Consider the following 16,309-nt stretch of genomic DNA (forward strand, 5'->3'; position numbering starts at 1 on the left):
CCTTTTCTAAAATATTAAACCTTTATTAATCTTCAAATACTGTTTGTTCTGTAATTTCAGTTGTTAGAGCTTTTAGTGCTTTTTCTACTAATTTCCTTCTCAACTCTTTTTCTTCCTCAGCAGTTAATTGAGGATTGCCAAGTGGGTGAGGTATAGCTACTGCTGGAACTATTCTATTTGCACCAACAGTCAGTGAAATAGGTACAACTGTACAAATGTGAACTACTGGTAACCCTGCTCTTTCGATTTCTTTTACCATCGTTGCACCGCAACGAGTACAGGTGCCTCAGGTAGAAGTTAATATAACTGCATCTACCCCATCAGCAACTAATTCTTTCGCTATTTCACTTGCAAATTTTTTAGCATTAGCTACTGAAGTTCCATTTCCTACTGTAGAATAATAATATCTGTGAAGTTCTCCGATTTTGCCTTCTTTTTCCATATCCCTTAGCACGTCAACTGGTAATACCCTATCAGCATCCTCATTAGCATATACTGGGTCATAACCACCATGAGCTGTCTGGAAAGTTTCTTTTGTTAAATCTAAAATGCCTTCAATGTCATATTTCCCATATTTTGATGCAGAACTTGACTCTATATGGTCTGGATTTCCTTTAGGAACTATACCACCTGATGTAACTAGAGCAATTTTAGCTTTAGTTATATCCTTGATTGCAGGATTTGGTGTTACTCTGTCAAAATCAGGCATTGGGTATTCAGTCTCGTAAGCTTCACCTTTCAATTTCTTAATTAGCATTTCAACTGCTCTTTGTGATCCTCTCTTGTCCGCAAAATAGTTGACCCTAATTCCTCTCTGAATATATCCTTCTTCGCTTGGAGAACCTATTTTCTCTCCTTTTGCCAATTTTAAAGCAAAAGGTACAATTTTAGAAACAGCATCCCTCATGCCAACTGCACTGTCCTTTGTAGGAATGATATATATTGATTTTCTATATAGATCTACTCCTGGATTTTCTTCATACATTGCTGTAAGTGCAGGTATATTTAGTTCGTTTTGAACTGCTTCAGTTATTGCACCACATGCTACCCCATATCTACCAGCATTAAATGCTGGACCTGCTATAAATAAATCAGGATTGTACTGTTTAACTAATTCTAACACTCTTGATTTTGCTTCTTCTATGTTTTCGTTAAAGTAACTATCTCCACATATAACTGTAGCTACTATTTCAGCTTCATCTTTGAAACCAGCTTGAAGTGCCATCCCTGGCCCAACTACTCCTTCTCTTACTTCTGGTTCATAATCAGCCTTTTCTTCTCCCCCAATTCCAGCGAAGAATTGATTTAGATAGTGTACTATTCTTATTTTCCCCATTTGATTCCCTCCTCTCCTTGATTTAGATGGAGAATTAATATTTTGAATATTGCTCTCTCATATTTTTAACTTCTTCCACAATTGAATCAACATCTAAAACCATTTCCATCATACCGATTTGTTCATCGTATACTTCAGGATCTACTGATTCTTTAAATTCTGGCTCTACTGCATGATAAACTTTGAGTCCCAACGAGACTCCTGCTAATGGACCTGCATAAGTTGGATCACCAGCTGTTACTGTTTCAGCAGCTAATCCTGCTGCTTCTGCTTCAGCGCCGCCTAATACTACTATTATATTTTCAGCGCCGTATTTTTCAGCTAGTTCCTTTACTCTCTTTTGGTTTTCCAAGTCCATTGCTCCTGCAGCCGTTCAGACAAAACACTCAGTTGCTGAAAAAACTATTTCTGCAGGAGTGGTTTTTATACATTCTTCAATCGCTGGTCCAGGAATTCCATCCCTATCTCCAATGATGATAACTTTTGAATTTTCATCAAAGATTGACATATTTCCACTTCCTTTCATTCATTTTACTATTATTATATTAATATGTTTTTGCTGTTAAATTACTAAATCCTATTTCATTAGTTGCACCAGTGATAGCTTGAATTTCAACAGTAATATAGCCATTAGCATCCAAACTACCATCAAAACCTCCAGCAATTATATCCACATACTCTAATGAACCTATAACCTTATCCATAGGAGGGAGGGTTATTACTTGGTTTGCATTCCCTGCTGTAACAACTGCATCTGCTGATTTATCAGCATCTGCTAATGACTGGCTTGCACCATCTCTACCTGCATATTCATCTGTGATTATAACTGTCTTTATACCCTTAGCTTCTATTTTCTTTGTGTTCATAATTAAGTCAGTATCTGGATTTCCAAATCCTTCTTGAGATATTATTACTCCGTCTAATCCCAAAAACTCAGCTAATTTAGCAGTCATGTTAGATGATCTTTCTTTGTCTGCCAAATAAACATTTTCATTAGTGATTATTACACCAACAAAATTCAATTCTTTACCATGTAGATTTAATAAATCTTCTATTACTGGATTGTTTAAATGATGATAAGTTGTGTTTTTATCACATGCTGAAACGCAGTTTCCACTTACTATAGCACCATCCATTGATTCTGTAGGATACATAATAGTAGGTATTATTTGCTTAGCATCAACTCCATAGACATAAGTGTCATGTAACAATCCTTGAGTTTGTAACATTTGAACATATCCTACTTTTGGCAAGTTTGGATATTTCTTTAGATTTTCAGTAAATGTATCCACTTCATATACTTTTACTTCATCAGGAACTATATTTCTTGCTGTTTCTCCTAAATACTTAGCTGCTTTAAATCCCGCCAACCTAACAGCTTTCTCATGATCGTGTTGTTTTAAACCATCAACTGGTTCACATACTAAAACAATATTTATTAATTTAGAAAATGGTGTATATTCTGCTCCTGGTCCAGACATATCTACTATTCCTTCTTGGAACCCAACAATTTTACCTGTTGTCATTACTGCACAGCCTTTTAGTACATTTGTCTTCCCTGAACCTACCATGTCTACTTTAGATAAAATGCCAGGAAAAATTCCTCCAGGCCCTTCAACCTTTACTCTTGGTTCAATGACATCTTTTACTGGTGTAATTCTAACTTTTTCTCCTGGTTTAGCAATATCAACATCTACCTTTTTTAGATGTTCATCTTCCATTAATAAGTTAATTAATTCTTGTTTGTTTATTGAAAGAACACCTTTTTCTAGTTTTGTTGTATCGCCAAATATTACATCTTTAATTAGGACATTACCTAATTCTAGACGCATTTACTTCACCTCCCTTAAATATTTCACATATATCCTAAACTCATATGAGTTAGAGGCTTAATAATACTTCTTTATTAATTCTTCAACACTGCTTTCAGTTGCTTCTTCTCCTACTACTGAATCTACTCTTTCTCCGTTTTGATATATTGCAATTACTGGCAAACCTAATACTTTTTGTCCAATAGCAACTCTTCTTGCTTTAGTAATATCAAGTGATGTAAATTTGATTTTGTCTCCATATTTTTCTTCTAAGCTATGAACAAAAGGCATCAATGCCTTGCAAGGTTCACATGATGGACTCCAATAATCAACTAAAATTGTGCCTTCTGCTTTTAAAACTTCTTCTTCAAAGTTTTCTTTAGTTAATTCGATCATAATTAATCCTCCTCTTCTTATTCAAATGTATTTTCTTCTATATATTTCTCTGCCTGTGTTGCAGCTATAGCCCCATCTGAAGTTGCTGTTACTACTTGTCTAAGTGGTTTTACCCTGTTATCTCCAGCTGCAAATACACCAGGAATATTTGTTGCCATCTTATCATCTGTTATGATGTATCCATTCTCCATGTCAATTAAGCCTTCAAATAATTTAGTAGCTGGATCATAACCCACAAATACAAATATTCCAAAGGTCCCGTCATTTTCATCTGCAAAAATTTCTTTTTCTTCTCCTGTCTTGACATTTTTAACAACCATAGATTCCAATAGTCCATCACCTTTTAGCTCTGTGACAACGGTATCCCACATAAAATGAATCTTCTCGTTTGCAAAAGCTTTCTCTTGAATTGATTTAGCAGCTCGTAGAGAATCTCTTCTATGAATTATAGTAACTTTTCTAGCAAATTTAGTTAGATAAATAGCTTCTTCAACAGCTGAATCTCCCCCACCAACAACGAAAACTTCTAAATCCTCGAAGAATGCAGCATCACATGTAGCACAATATGAAACCCCTCTTCCAGTGAGTTCCTTTTCTCCTGGACAACCTATTTTCTTAGGTGTTGCTCCAGTTGCTATTATTACAGTTTTAGTTTGATATTCAGCTTTTTCTCCTTTTAAGATTTTTATCTTTCCAGATAAATCAACACTCTTTATAGTATCAGATGTTCTTTTTGCTCCAAAACTCTCTGCTTGTTCAACCATACGAGCAACTAATGATGGTCCTGTAGCATTTTCTATAGAACCCGGATAATTTGCGACTTCTTCTGTGGTCACTATCTGCCCGCCAACTGCATCTTTTTCAATAATCAATGTATTTAATCTAGCTCTTGCAGCATAAAGTCCAGCAGATAATCCAGCAGGTCCTGCCCCTATAATTACTACATCATAAAGCATATTTCTACCTCCAATCATTTAATTAACAAAAAATAAGTACAACTAAAAAAACAGAATAAATAGACTGCCTGCCTACTTACTCTGTTTATTTACCTGAGAGATTCTCTCTAATAGAGATTGCTCCTTCGGTGTTATATCACTTTCCAGAGTCCTGTCATATTACGGTACTTTTGCCTGAGAGTTTCACATTTAAGTGGCTAGCTTAAATAATTACTCCTTCGGCGCCATATAGGTCTCTCCCGCAATAATCATTCAGAAACGCAATATTTATTTGTTACTAAATTAACGACTTATCTTCGATTTAATTATATCTTACTATAAATATTATTTCAATATAAAATTTTTCAATAATACTATTCTTTAAATTTATCTAATACATACATTGAAATATTTCTAGAATGATCAGAAACTCTTTCTAAATTACTAATTACGTCCAAAAATACTACACCTGCGCCAGTACTACATTGCATTTTGTTTAATCTTTCTATATGATTAGCTCTATTTCTCTTCTCCAGTCTATCTACCTCATCTTCTAAAGCTAATACTTGCCTAGCTAAATTTTCATCAGTATTTTTATATGATTCAATTGATGTATTGAAAACTTTTTTACACATCTCAAACATTTCAGTGAGTTCATTTACTGCTTCAGGCGTAAAGAATATGTTGTTTTCATACTTAAATAGAGCCTGCTCAGTTATATTTTCCACATGATCTCCAACTCTTTCAATGTCACCAATAACATATAACATCGCATTTATATCCTCATGTTGTTCATCTGATAATGGTGCATTAGATAATGCTACCAAGTATTCAGTGATTTCTCTTTGTACTTTGTTAATTACCTGCTCTTTATCAAGAATACTATCCACTTCTTCAGTCCTATCCTCAAGTAGCACCCTTTGACTAGCTGAAAGATTATCGTAAACTAGTTCCCCCATCCTTAATGTTTCTTTCTTTGCTTGAGCTAAGGCAATAGATGGTGTCTGAATAATACGTTTATCCAAATATATTGCTTCAGTTACCTCAAATTCATCTGATCCTGGTACAAGCTTTTCAGCAATTTTTACTAATATACTAATGAATGGAAGTAAAATTAATACATTTGCAAAATTAAATAAAGTATGTGCATTTGCTATTTGCCTTGCTAAATCATTTGGTGATATGTATGCTACTAATAATTTTACTGGATAGCTTAATAAAGTCATAAAAATAAATGCTCCTACTACATTAAACAAAAAATGTATCACAGCTGCTCTTTTTGCTGTCTTATTTGCTCCAACACTTGATATAAGGGCAGTAGTTGTTGTACCAATATTGCTTCCAAATAGTATTGGCAAAGATATCCCTATACTCACTAACCCTTCTTTTGCAAGTGCTTCCAATAATCCAATTGCCGCAGAGCTGCTCTGTACAAGAGTAGTAATGCCTATCCCAGCTAGTACTCCAAGAACGGGATTATTTAAGCTTGTCAATATTCTCGTAAATGAAGGTAAACCTGCTAAAGGTTTTAATCCATCACTCATCATGCCCATGCCTATAAATAATATCCCAAACCCAATCAATATTTCAGCATATGATTTTGAGTTCTTGCTCTTTGCTGTCATCCATATTGCTACCCCTAATGCAACGGCAATCGGTGCAATATATTCTAGATCAAATGCAATTAATTGGGCAGTTATAGTAGTTCCTATATTTGCTCCCATTATTACCCCTGCCGCCTGAGGTAAAGTCATTAGGCCAGCATTTACAAAACCTATAACCATTACAGTTGTTGCACTACTGCTTTGAATTATCATAGTTACTAGCGTACCTACTAAAACACCCATAAACCTATTAGTAGTTAAAGCTTCTATGACAGATTTAAGCCTATTGCCAGCAGCTTTTTCTAAACCGCTCCCCATCATAGTCATACCATATAGAAACATTCCCAATCCCCCTATAACGGGGATTAACAAAGTCATAATATTTGTTTCCTCCTTTTTCTGATTTTAGCTTAAACTAGTTCAGGAAACCCTAGTTGTCTTAGAGCTTCATATAAAATTATATTTACTGAATTAGATAAATTTAATGATCTCTTTAAATCACTTCTCATTGGTATTCTTATAGCAGTATCAATATTTCTAAAAATAAGCTCTTCAGGCAAGCCTTTAGTTTCTTTACCAAAGACAAAAAAAGACTCATCTTCATATTTGAAATCGGTATATATTTTTTTTGCTTTTGTTGTTGAATAATAAAAAGGATGATTATAATATTTGATTCGGCACTCATCAAAATTGTCATAATAATTTATGTCAAGAAGATCCCAATAATCTAGTCCTGCTCTTTTTAAATGTTTATCATCTAAAGAAAACCCTAAAGGTTTAATTAAATGCAACCTTGTCTTTGTTATAGCACATGTTCTAGATATGTTTCCAGTATTTTGAGGTATTTCAGGTTCTACTAATACAATATTTAAAGCCATTTGATCACCTATTCTAAAATGAATTTTCTAAAAGCATATGCAACTCCATCTTCGTTGTTTGTCTTTGTAACATAATCAGCAATTTCTTTAATATGTTTTTCTGCATTTCCCATAGCTACTGATATGCCTGCTGTCTCTAGCATAGGAATGTCATTGTCATTATCTCCTATTGACATTATTTGAGATTTATCTATTTTTAGTAACTCTGATACATATTTAAGCGCATGTCCTTTTGAGGCGTTCTTGTTTGTAATTTCTATATTGTTTATCCCACTCTTTGACAAGGTAATATCACTTATTCTTGACAATTTCTTCTTTACTTTGTTTAGCTTTTCTAAATCATCATCCATAAATAAAAACTTATAAATTTCTATATCTCTTCTTAAAACTTCATCTATATCTTCAAATAGTTCAAACTTTATATTTTGACCCTTTAGTCTCTCTTTCGATGAATTATAATATTTGTCAATTTCTTTGATATATTTATTTGAAAAATATGTGTCATCATTATAAAAATGAAAATAAATGTTTTCTTCTATTGCTATTTCAACTATCTTTTTAATAGTTTCACATTCAAGTGGCATTTTCAAAATTATATTAGAATTTTTATCAGAAACTATTGCCCCATTTGATGCTATTATATAATTTTTTAACCCTAACATATCTGAAAAATAAGTCGCTGATTTTAAAACTCTACCAGTAGATAAAATTATTTCAATACCTCTTTTTTTAGCTTGCCTTAAGACCTCTACAGTATTATGGCTAACCTCTCCACTATCATTTAGCAAAGTGCCATCCATATCGATTGCAACTAATTTTATATCCATATCTTTCCTCCAAATATTTAATATAACACATTTATATTAAATATAAAATATATTTTTCACATAAATAGAGGAAAGCCTTAGGCTTCCTCTATTTAACTAAATCCAAAGCTTCTCTTACAATGTTTTCTACATTGAATCCAAATTTATCGAATAGTTTATTAGCTGGTGCAGATTCTCCAAATCTATCAAGACCAACAATTTTACCATCTAATCCAACATATTTATACCAGCTCAAAGATGCTCCTGCTTCCACTGCAACTCTAGCTTTAACTTTAGATGGAAGAACTTCTTCTTTGTATTCATTGTCTTGCATTTCAAATAATTCAAATGAAGGCATACTTACAACTCTAGTACCAATTCCTTCTTCTTCAAGTTTTTCACTAGCTTTATATGCTAAATTAACTTCAGAACCAGATGCAATCAATATCAATTTAAGTTTCTTTGTTTCTTTTCTTAAGATATATCCTCCTTTAAGAGCTTGCTTTCCTGTTCCTTCTAACAATGGCAGTGTTTGCCTTGAAAGAACAATTCCTACAGGTGTTTGAGTTGAATTTATTGCTGTATACCAAGCTGCAGCAGTTTCTCTAGCATCACAAGGTCTAAAAGTTATAAAATTTGGTTGAGCTCTAAAAACCGTTAATTGTTCAATAGGTTGATGTGTAGGTCCATCTTCCCCTACTCCTATGCTATCATGTGTCAATACATAAGTTACTGGTAATTTCATCATTGAAGACAATCTCATAGCAGGTTTCATATAATCACTAAAAATGAAGAAAGTAGCTCCAAATGGCCTAAGTCCTCCATGCAATGAAATCCCATTAAGTATAGCCCCCATAGCATGTTCTCTTACCCCAAAATGAAGGTTAGAACCAGTATAATCTGCATGTGAAAAATCCTTTCTATTCTTCATATATGTTTTAGTCGAAGGAGCTAAATCAGCAGAACCCCCAAATAAATTAGGTATTACTTCTGCTAATCTATTTATCAATATTCCTGAAGCTTCTCTAGTGGATAAATCCTTTTCAAAACTCCAAAAATTATCAGAATCTAGATAATCTGATGGAACAGTCTTTTCTAACCACATTTTTAATTCCCTAGCAAGTTCAGGATATTCATCCATGTATTTTGCAAATAATTCGTTCCATTCTTTTTCTTTGTTCTCATTCTGATTGCATATATCTCTTAAAAGTGATTTAACTTCATCTGGTACAACAAAAGGTTCATAATCCCATCCTAAATTTTTCTTTAATATTTCTATGTTATGCTCTCCTAATGGCTCACCATGTGCTGATGCACTATCTTGTTTTTCAGTGCCATATCCTATATGTGTTCTTATTTCTATAAGTGATGGCTGATTTAAATTCTTTTTAGCTTCCAATATTGCTTTTTCTATTGATATTAAGTCATTACCATCTTCTACATAAAGAGTGTGCCATCCTAATGCTTCATATCTTTTTCTTACATTTTCTGTAAATGCCAAATCAGTGCTACCCTCTATTGAAATTGAGTTTGAATCATAAAGAACTATCAATTTCCCAAGCTTCAATGTGCCAGCTAAAGAAGATGCTTCATTACTGATGCCCTCCATCAAATCTCCATCCCCTGCAATAACATAGGTATAGTGATCAATTATATTGAATTTATCTCTATTAAATATCTTTGATAAATGAGCCTCTGCCATAGCCATCCCAACAGCCATCGATATCCCTTGTCCCAATGGTCCTGTTGTTGCTTCTACTCCTTTGGTGTGCCCATATTCTGGATGTCCTGGAGTCAAACTATCCAATTGTCTAAACTCTTTTAAATCATCTATAGTTAATCCATAGTCGAACAAATGAAGCAATGAGTATAATAACATAGAACCATGTCCAGCAGATAAAACAAACCTATCTCTATTAACCCAGTTGGGATTTTTCCCATTATGATTCATAACCTTAGCCCATAATGTGTATGCCATAGGAGCAGCTCCTAAAGGCATTCCGGGATGGCCTGATTTTGCTTTTTCAACTCCTTCGACAGATAGCATTCTAATTGTGTTAACACATAGTTGATCAATATTTTTCATAAAATCTCCTCCTAATTTAATTCGCAAATAGAATTTTTATCTAAAATTACCTGTATTAAAAATAATGGTAAGTAGACTTGCCTTTTGATCCTTGATGGGTTTTTTATCAATCTATATAACCATTCTAAATTTAATTTAATAAATATATCTGGTGCCCTATTTACTCTACCAGAAAGTACATCTATGACTCCACCATTTCCTATCAATATTGTTGTGTTTAGCTTTTCTTTGTTTTTATCTATCCATATTTCTTGCTTAGGAAATCCAAAACCTACAAACAGTATATCTGGGTTAGACCTATTTATATCTTCAATAATCTTTATCTCTTCTAAAGAATTCTCATCTCCTGTATGTGCACCGTTAAAATACCCATGATGATATCCAGATAATCTTATGTTTGGATATTTTTTTAATATATTGACAAAGGCATCTTTACTGACTCCGTCCTTCCCACCAAGCAAATACAGCCCTAAACCATACTTGTTTGCTATTTCTAATAATCTTATAGAAGTGTCATAGCCTGTAACTCTTTGTTTAAGAGTAATACCTTTAATTTTAGCCCCATAAATCAATCCTATTCCATCAGGAATTACATGGTTAGCTGTATTTATAAGCTTTTTAAGTTTTTCATCTTTCTTAGCCATCATTACTATTTCGGTATTTGGCGTAAACACTATTGTTTTCCTTTTATTTAAAAGTGCATCTTCTAAATCTTCTATAACTTCATCTAAAGTAGTGTTTTCTACTTGAATTCCAAATATGTCAACTTTATTCATTAATATCCCTTCCTAGCAAACGATAGACTAATTCAACATTTTCTTTCGATAAATTTCTTAATATTTGCCTGTTTTGGTCTAATTTATTTTTTATTTCAGGTGTTTTTTCATATATATTGTCAATAAAATTAATTAAATGCTCAGATTCTACCTTTTCAACTGGCAAATAATACTCATAATCTATTTGTTTAAGAAATCCTTCGACTTTAGGATCATAGACAATTCCAATCATAGGTGTTACTTGAGTAGTGGCATAAATTAAAGTGTGAAGTCTCATAGAGATAATTAATTCCATATTCTTAATTATTCCTAGTATATTTTCAACTGGATATTCATTTTTAAGAATAAAGCATCCTTTTAAATTTGTCAATTCTAATAAACATTTGCTTATTTCAAAGTCCTCCCTATGATGCATAGGAATCAAAATCACATTAACTTTTTTTGTGTTTATTAAATAATTTATTGTCTTAGCTAATTCGTTTAAGAGCTTTGGATCATTTTTCCATTTTCTTATCGAAATACCAACCAATTTCTTATCAGTAGGTATATTTTCGTTTTCTAGTATTTCTAGTACTTTATTATCATCAGATGCTTTTAAAGTAAACACTGGATCTGCTGTTACCTTGATATTGGGATTTGTAACTCCTAGTTTTTGCAAATAATCTAAAGATAGACTATCCCTTAGAGATATAAAGTTAACTTTATTTAATATATTTTTTGATAGCTTTCTATTTATGCTCTTATTTATTGGCCCTATGCCATTAGCATAAACTAATATTGGTTTTTTATAAATAAGAGCTAATTTCATTAAAGCTAAATAATATAAAAGGGACCTAGTTGATGTAACATCTTGTAGTAAACTACCTCCACCGCTTATAAGTAAATCAGTTTCTCTAATTGAAATTAGAACGTCTTTTATTTTAAATCTATTAGCAGAAAATACCCCACACATATCTTCAGTTTTATCCGGGTTATTCGATAACACCTTGATTTTTAAATCATTATCATACTCCAATAAATCGTTAACTATTGCTTTTAATATAGCATCATCCCCGCTATTGTCAAATCCAAAATACCCTGACATTAAAACTTTTGGAGAAGAATTTAGGATATATTTATATATTTCTATATGGTTCATTGCCATAGCATCATAAGAATATCTAGTGCAAGCATCATCATGTAAATTTTGCCCCATCTTGATTCTTTCATCTTTATTATCTATTAAATACATAATCTTATTTGCAAGTTCTTTATAGTCCCCTATTTTAATTAAGAATCCATTTTCTCCATTTTTTACGAGCTTATTAATACCACCAACATCAGTAGTTATTACTGTTTTGTTTAATTTAGCTCCTTCTAATATAGTATATGGAAAGCTCTCGCTAAGAGAAGTTAAACAATTTATGTCTATCGCATTTAAAAATGAAAATGGATCTTTCACATATCCTAAGAAATACACATTTTTTTCGATTCCATATTCTTTTGCTATATCTTGTAGTTCCTCTTTTTCTGGCCCTTCACCAGCAATTAATGCTTTAATTTTATAATTATTAGACACTTCTTTTACTGCTTTCATAAAAGTTAAATGATCTTTTACTTTGTCTAATCGTGCTAAAATCCCTATAAAAACATCATTTTCATCGTAATCTATATTATATCTTGCTAGAAACTCTTTTTTAGAAACATAATATTCATTTTTATCGCAATCTATTCCGTTATATGTTACAAATATCTTATCTCTTCTAAATCCTCTTTCTATCAACATTTGTCTGAAAGTATCAGACACAGCTATATAATAATCAAATCTTTTTAGACTTATTCTATTAAGATTTGTATATACTACTCTCTTATAAAAATTATCTTTAAAATCTAATTTGTAATCACTGTGAATAGTTGTTACAAATGGCTTTTTTATTTTTCTCTTTAAAAAAGTAGCTATAAAATTCGCTCGAGCACCATGGCAGTGTATTATGTCATAATTTTCTTTTTCTATCTCATCTACTAATTCATCAACTACAGAAAGATCAAACCTATTATCTTGTCTGAAAACTTCTATATTAATTCCTTCTTTTAAAGCATCCTTATAAAAAGAATCTTCTATAAAACATATTAGCTTAACATTTATGTTTTTGCTTAAACCTTTTAACAAAGAAATAATATGAGTTTTTGCTCCTCCACTATCTCCTCCACTAATTAAATGCAGTACCTTCAAATTAAATGGCTCTATCTATAGAGCCTCCCTCCTCTCCGAAGAGAATCTCAGCTATTTTATCGCTAAATTCCTTTTTTTTATCTCGATTATGTCTAAAAGCTTTTATTAAGTTAAACTCGCTGCTAAGTTGAACATAATCTGTTGGATTGTATCCATTTTCAATAAGGTATTTAGAAGCTTTTATCAATGATTTTAAATCCGATTTTACAAAGACTTCTGAAGCAACACCTTTTTTATAATAGGAAGTTTGTCTTTCGTCAATCAATGAAAAAACATCAAATCCCATTGCCCATTGCGATGAAAATACTCTATATATTTTCTTCTTTTTTTCAAATTGTTCTTTAGTTAAAGCTGTAATATTTGTTATTAGATTAGGCATTATAGGGCTATTAATTTGGTAGCATATGATCTTTAGATTAGAAACATATTCATTGTCCATATCATATAATGCATTTAAAACAGAAATAGAAGTGTTAAAATGATCCACATGTGAGTCAATCAAAAAAGGAATATAGATTATAGTCGGTTTAATGTCTTTAACAATTAACTTAATATTATCTATTAAATTTTCATCATTATAGTCTAATGCAGAATCTTTATAGTCGAGAAAAAAAATTTCTTTTATATTGTATATTTCTTTTAAGTTTTCTGCTTCATTTTTTCTTTGTTTTATCAGTTCTTCCTCATCTAAATCTGTAGTTGCACCACTTCCATCTGTCATGTAAACTACATATATTTCTTCCCCTTTTTCTTTGTATTTTAACAAAGTACCTCCCAAACCAATAGTTTCATCGTCTACATGAGGTGCAAACACTATCACTTTATCATTTAATCCCATTAAATGATCTATGTCATAAATTGGTTTTTTAGAATTCTTAAAAAAAATAAATTTAGTATAGACTCTATTAATATAATTCATAGGTCTTCTCAGTACCTTTTTAACTTTTTTTTTATTCAAAATATCACCCTCATTTAGAAGTAGTCCGCCTTATTTATAGGTATAAACGGAATAACTGTTTCTGTTTCCCTATTGTCATAATAAACTGTGGTGCTTTTGCTTTTTAGAATACTGGAAGTTAAAGTTTTTTTATCTAAATATCTAAATATCAAACCTCCACTCGTTTTTTCAAAATATTGATTGAATTTTGGTTCAAAATTTCCAAGATAAAAATATATCCCATTTTTCCTTTTTAATAGTAGATATGATTTTTCTCTTCCACTAGTGTAATAGTATTTATTGTTTGGATTTTCAACATATCTCCACTTTAAGTACTCTTCATCTATATAATCTTCTTCGTTATTTAAATCGTCTAGTCTTAAATTTAAGCCCAAATATCTATTTTTATAAATTTTCCAACCCATTTTTAAATTAGCAGGAAGTGAATTCTCGTTAGGAAAATTATAAATGAACGCTCCTTTGCTTTTTTCAAGAGCAAATCTACTCATAGAAGAAAAAATACCTCTATTTCGATATTCTGATAACACTGCAGTATCGCAAGGTTGATAAGCTATCTGTTTAATTAAGTCATTCCTCCAAAAACATCTAATTCCAACTAACTTATCTTCATCATAAGCGAAAACATGTATTGAATCTCCATATATGTTTTGTTTATATTTCCAATTAAACCATAAATTGTCTTTTATTTCATCAAAAACAAAATTGAACAAATTCAAAAACTTTTCCACATCATCATTAGTAATTTCTTGAGTCATCTTAACTATATAATTTATTTCACTCAATAATATACTCCCCCCTTACTAAGATGAAAGTAGAATCGTGGATAATTATTAAACCTCGTCCATCATCTCTCGGTATTATCAGTTGATGATTCCTTGGTATATTTTCTCCTTCTTGCAAATCAACCCCTGCTGTGACATCTGAAATGCCCCCTAGAGAACTCGTTTTTGCTACTGCTCTTCCGCTTCTTAAAATAAATTCTGTTCCTTCTTTTCCGATAATTCTCTGCCCGCTTTGTAGCTCAATTACCTCTAATTTATTGCTGTTAGAATTGTCTGAACCACTCGTTTTGTTATCTACATACTGTTTAACCTCTTCAATTCTTTTTTCTAAATAACTTAAAGTAATCAATGGATCGCTATCAGTACCAGGCTCTGCAAAAATCCTATTTGAAATTATATTAGATACAAAATAAGTTCCTGCAATTATTCCAGTTGCTGCAAATATAATTAATTTACCTTTAATTTTCATTTAATAAACCACTCCCTTAATTATCACCTTTCATTATACTATAAATAAGCACAATCGAGTAGGCTATAATTAATTATTTTGATTTCTTTCTATTCGAATTTTAAGCACATAATAAAAAAAACCTTGATTCTACAAGGTTCTTCTATATTATCAATATTTAATTGGTGGGCCTTCAGGGACTCGAACCCCGGACCTGCCGGTTATGAGCCGGACGCTCTAACCAACTGAGCTAAAGGCCCTTACGATCATGGCAGGGGTGGCAGGATTTGAACCCACGACATTCGGTTTTGGAGACCGACGTTCTGCCACTGAACTACACCCCTAATTATAAAAAATGGTGCCCAGAGCCGGAATCGAACCAGCGACACGTGGATTTTCAGTCCACTGCTCTACCGACTGAGCTATCTGGGCTAGATATATTATGTAATTGGTGGGCCTTCAGGGACTCGAACCCCGGACCTGCCGGTTATGAGCCGGACGCTCTAACCAACTGAGCTAAAGGCCCTAAATTATGTGGCGGAGAAGGAGGGATTTGAACCCTCGCGCCCCTTGTCGGGACCTACTCCCTTAGCAGGGGAGCCTCTTCAGCCACTTGAGTACTTCTCCTTTTGGTTGGCGGAGAGAGTGGGATTCGAACCCACGTGGGCCGCAAAGCCCAAACGGTTTTCAAGACCGCCCCGTTATGACCACTTCGGTACCTCTCCATTGGTGATCCATCCGCGACTCGAACGCGGGACACCCTGATTAAAAGTCAGGTGCTCTGCCGACTGAGCTAATGGATCAAATTTAAAAAATGGCTGGGGTGGCAGGACTCGAACCTGCGGAAATGCTAGAGTCAAAGTCTAGTGCCTTACCGACTTGGCTACACCCCAACATAATGGTGCACCTAGGAGGATTCGAACCCCCGGCACACGGATTAGAAGTCCGTTGCTCTATCCTACTGAGCTATAGGTGCATGTTTTTTTGAAATGGAGCGGGTGAAGGGAATCGAACCCTCGCAACCAGCTTGGAAGGCTGGGGCTCTACCACTGAGCTACACCCGCATGTGGACATTTTGTTTTAAAATTAATGGTGGAGGAGACTGGATTTGAACCAGTGAAAGCGTAGCTAACGGATTTACAGTCCGTCCCCTTTGGCCAACTCGGGAACTCCTCCTTATTTAGCCCTATGTACGGACTTTGGAGCTGGTGAGAGGACTTGAACCCCCAACCTACTGATTACAAGTCAGTTGCTCTACCAATTGAGCTACAGATCGGAAGA

The 16,309-nt window shown here is 33.1% G+C and carries 14 protein-coding genes, 11 tRNA genes and 1 riboswitch; all 25 genes read right to left on the minus strand.

Annotated elements, in window-relative coordinates:
• Positions 1 to 25: 25 nt before the first annotated feature.
• A complete protein-coding gene (gene grdB / locus ACTB1H_RS02455; RefSeq protein ID WP_463261253.1) occupies positions 26 to 1,336 on the minus strand; it encodes a glycine reductase complex selenoprotein B in 1,311 nt (436 codons plus the stop codon).
• Between the two features lie 34 nt (positions 1,337 to 1,370).
• Positions 1,371 to 1,844 carry a glycine/sarcosine/betaine reductase complex selenoprotein A gene (gene grdA / locus ACTB1H_RS02460; RefSeq protein ID WP_169578512.1) on the minus strand — a complete coding sequence of 158 codons (474 nt, stop codon included), beginning with the start codon at positions 1,842 to 1,844 and terminating at the stop codon, positions 1,371 to 1,373.
• A gap of 37 nt (positions 1,845 to 1,881) precedes the next feature.
• On the minus strand, positions 1,882 to 3,168 hold the full coding sequence (locus tag ACTB1H_RS02465; RefSeq protein ID WP_463261254.1) for a glycine/sarcosine/betaine reductase component B subunit: 1,287 nt from the start codon (positions 3,166 to 3,168) through the stop codon (positions 1,882 to 1,884).
• 57 nt (positions 3,169 to 3,225) lie between these two features.
• Positions 3,226 to 3,543, minus strand: coding sequence for a thioredoxin TrxA (gene trxA / locus ACTB1H_RS02470; protein ID WP_169578268.1), 318 nt, complete (start codon positions 3,541 to 3,543; stop codon positions 3,226 to 3,228).
• Positions 3,544 to 3,560: 17 nt separating this feature from the next.
• On the minus strand, positions 3,561 to 4,499 hold the full coding sequence (gene trxB / locus ACTB1H_RS02475) for a thioredoxin-disulfide reductase (protein WP_463261255.1): 939 nt from the start codon (positions 4,497 to 4,499) through the stop codon (positions 3,561 to 3,563).
• 152 nt (positions 4,500 to 4,651) lie between these two features.
• Positions 4,652 to 4,751, minus strand: a riboswitch (glycine riboswitch).
• Positions 4,752 to 4,852: 101 nt separating this feature from the next.
• On the minus strand, positions 4,853 to 6,460 hold the full coding sequence (locus ACTB1H_RS02480; RefSeq protein WP_463261256.1) for a Na/Pi cotransporter family protein: 1,608 nt from the start codon (positions 6,458 to 6,460) through the stop codon (positions 4,853 to 4,855).
• Between the two features lie 32 nt (positions 6,461 to 6,492).
• Complete coding sequence (locus ACTB1H_RS02485; protein WP_463261257.1) at positions 6,493 to 6,960, minus strand: tRNA (cytidine(34)-2'-O)-methyltransferase; 468 nt, start codon at positions 6,958 to 6,960, stop codon at positions 6,493 to 6,495.
• A gap of 8 nt (positions 6,961 to 6,968) precedes the next feature.
• Positions 6,969 to 7,787 carry a Cof-type HAD-IIB family hydrolase gene (locus ACTB1H_RS02490; RefSeq protein WP_463261258.1) on the minus strand — a complete coding sequence of 273 codons (819 nt, stop codon included), beginning with the start codon at positions 7,785 to 7,787 and terminating at the stop codon, positions 6,969 to 6,971.
• Positions 7,788 to 7,875: 88 nt separating this feature from the next.
• A complete protein-coding gene (gene tkt, locus ACTB1H_RS02495) occupies positions 7,876 to 9,852 on the minus strand; it encodes a transketolase (protein WP_463261259.1) in 1,977 nt (658 codons plus the stop codon).
• A gap of 11 nt (positions 9,853 to 9,863) precedes the next feature.
• On the minus strand, positions 9,864 to 10,628 hold the full coding sequence (locus ACTB1H_RS02500) for a WecB/TagA/CpsF family glycosyltransferase (RefSeq protein WP_463261260.1): 765 nt from the start codon (positions 10,626 to 10,628) through the stop codon (positions 9,864 to 9,866).
• Positions 10,621 to 12,840, minus strand: coding sequence for a polysaccharide pyruvyl transferase CsaB (gene csaB / locus ACTB1H_RS02505; RefSeq protein ID WP_463261261.1), 2,220 nt, complete (start codon positions 12,838 to 12,840; stop codon positions 10,621 to 10,623). The genes ACTB1H_RS02500 and csaB overlap by 8 nt, the downstream gene beginning before the upstream one ends.
• Position 12,841: 1 nt before the next feature.
• A complete protein-coding gene (locus ACTB1H_RS02510; RefSeq protein ID WP_463261262.1) occupies positions 12,842 to 13,798 on the minus strand; it encodes a PIG-L deacetylase family protein in 957 nt (318 codons plus the stop codon).
• A gap of 14 nt (positions 13,799 to 13,812) precedes the next feature.
• Entirely contained in the window at positions 13,813 to 14,580 is a 768-nt protein-coding gene (locus tag ACTB1H_RS02515) for a GNAT family N-acetyltransferase (RefSeq protein WP_463261263.1), read from the minus strand.
• A complete protein-coding gene (locus ACTB1H_RS02520) occupies positions 14,573 to 15,049 on the minus strand; it encodes a hypothetical protein (RefSeq protein WP_463261264.1) in 477 nt (158 codons plus the stop codon). The genes ACTB1H_RS02515 and ACTB1H_RS02520 overlap by 8 nt, the downstream gene beginning before the upstream one ends.
• A 162-nt stretch (positions 15,050 to 15,211) precedes the next feature.
• Positions 15,212 to 15,288 (minus strand) — tRNA-Ile (locus ACTB1H_RS02525).
• Between the two features lie 9 nt (positions 15,289 to 15,297).
• Positions 15,298 to 15,372, minus strand: a tRNA-Trp gene (locus ACTB1H_RS02530).
• Between the two features lie 12 nt (positions 15,373 to 15,384).
• Positions 15,385 to 15,460: transfer RNA gene (locus ACTB1H_RS02535), tRNA-Phe, on the minus strand.
• Between the two features lie 17 nt (positions 15,461 to 15,477).
• Positions 15,478 to 15,554: transfer RNA gene (locus tag ACTB1H_RS02540), tRNA-Ile, on the minus strand.
• 9 nt (positions 15,555 to 15,563) lie between these two features.
• Positions 15,564 to 15,655, minus strand: a tRNA-Ser gene (locus tag ACTB1H_RS02545).
• A gap of 7 nt (positions 15,656 to 15,662) precedes the next feature.
• A tRNA-Ser gene (locus ACTB1H_RS02550) sits at positions 15,663 to 15,753 on the minus strand.
• Between the two features lie 2 nt (positions 15,754 to 15,755).
• Positions 15,756 to 15,831: transfer RNA gene (locus ACTB1H_RS02555), tRNA-Lys, on the minus strand.
• 12 nt (positions 15,832 to 15,843) lie between these two features.
• A tRNA-Gln gene (locus ACTB1H_RS02560) sits at positions 15,844 to 15,921 on the minus strand.
• Positions 15,922 to 15,927: 6 nt separating this feature from the next.
• Positions 15,928 to 16,004: transfer RNA gene (locus ACTB1H_RS02565), tRNA-Arg, on the minus strand.
• Positions 16,005 to 16,018: 14 nt separating this feature from the next.
• Positions 16,019 to 16,092 (minus strand) — tRNA-Gly (locus ACTB1H_RS02570).
• Between the two features lie 26 nt (positions 16,093 to 16,118).
• A tRNA-Tyr gene (locus ACTB1H_RS02575) sits at positions 16,119 to 16,204 on the minus strand.
• Between the last annotated feature and the right edge of the window lie 105 nt (positions 16,205 to 16,309).

This window comes from Soehngenia sp., assembly GCF_055108775.1.

Coding starts and splice junctions, on each gene's coding strand:
- ACTB1H_RS02490 (WP_463261258.1), bottom strand. CDS start 7,787: ATGGATATAAAATTAGTTGCAATCGATATGGATGGCACTTTGCTAAAT.
- ACTB1H_RS02500 (WP_463261260.1), bottom strand. CDS start 10,628: ATGAATAAAGTTGACATATTTGGAATTCAAGTAGAAAACACTACTTTA.
- ACTB1H_RS02520 (WP_463261264.1), bottom strand. CDS start 15,049: ATGAAAATTAAAGGTAAATTAATTATATTTGCAGCAACTGGAATAATT.
- trxB (WP_463261255.1), bottom strand. CDS start 4,499: ATGCTTTATGATGTAGTAATTATAGGGGCAGGACCTGCTGGATTATCT.
- ACTB1H_RS02465 (WP_463261254.1), bottom strand. CDS start 3,168: ATGCGTCTAGAATTAGGTAATGTCCTAATTAAAGATGTAATATTTGGC.
- ACTB1H_RS02480 (WP_463261256.1), bottom strand. CDS start 6,460: ATGACTTTGTTAATCCCCGTTATAGGGGGATTGGGAATGTTTCTATAT.
- tkt (WP_463261259.1), bottom strand. CDS start 9,852: ATGAAAAATATTGATCAACTATGTGTTAACACAATTAGAATGCTATCT.
- trxA (WP_169578268.1), bottom strand. CDS start 3,543: ATGATCGAATTAACTAAAGAAAACTTTGAAGAAGAAGTTTTAAAAGCA.
- ACTB1H_RS02485 (WP_463261257.1), bottom strand. CDS start 6,960: ATGGCTTTAAATATTGTATTAGTAGAACCTGAAATACCTCAAAATACT.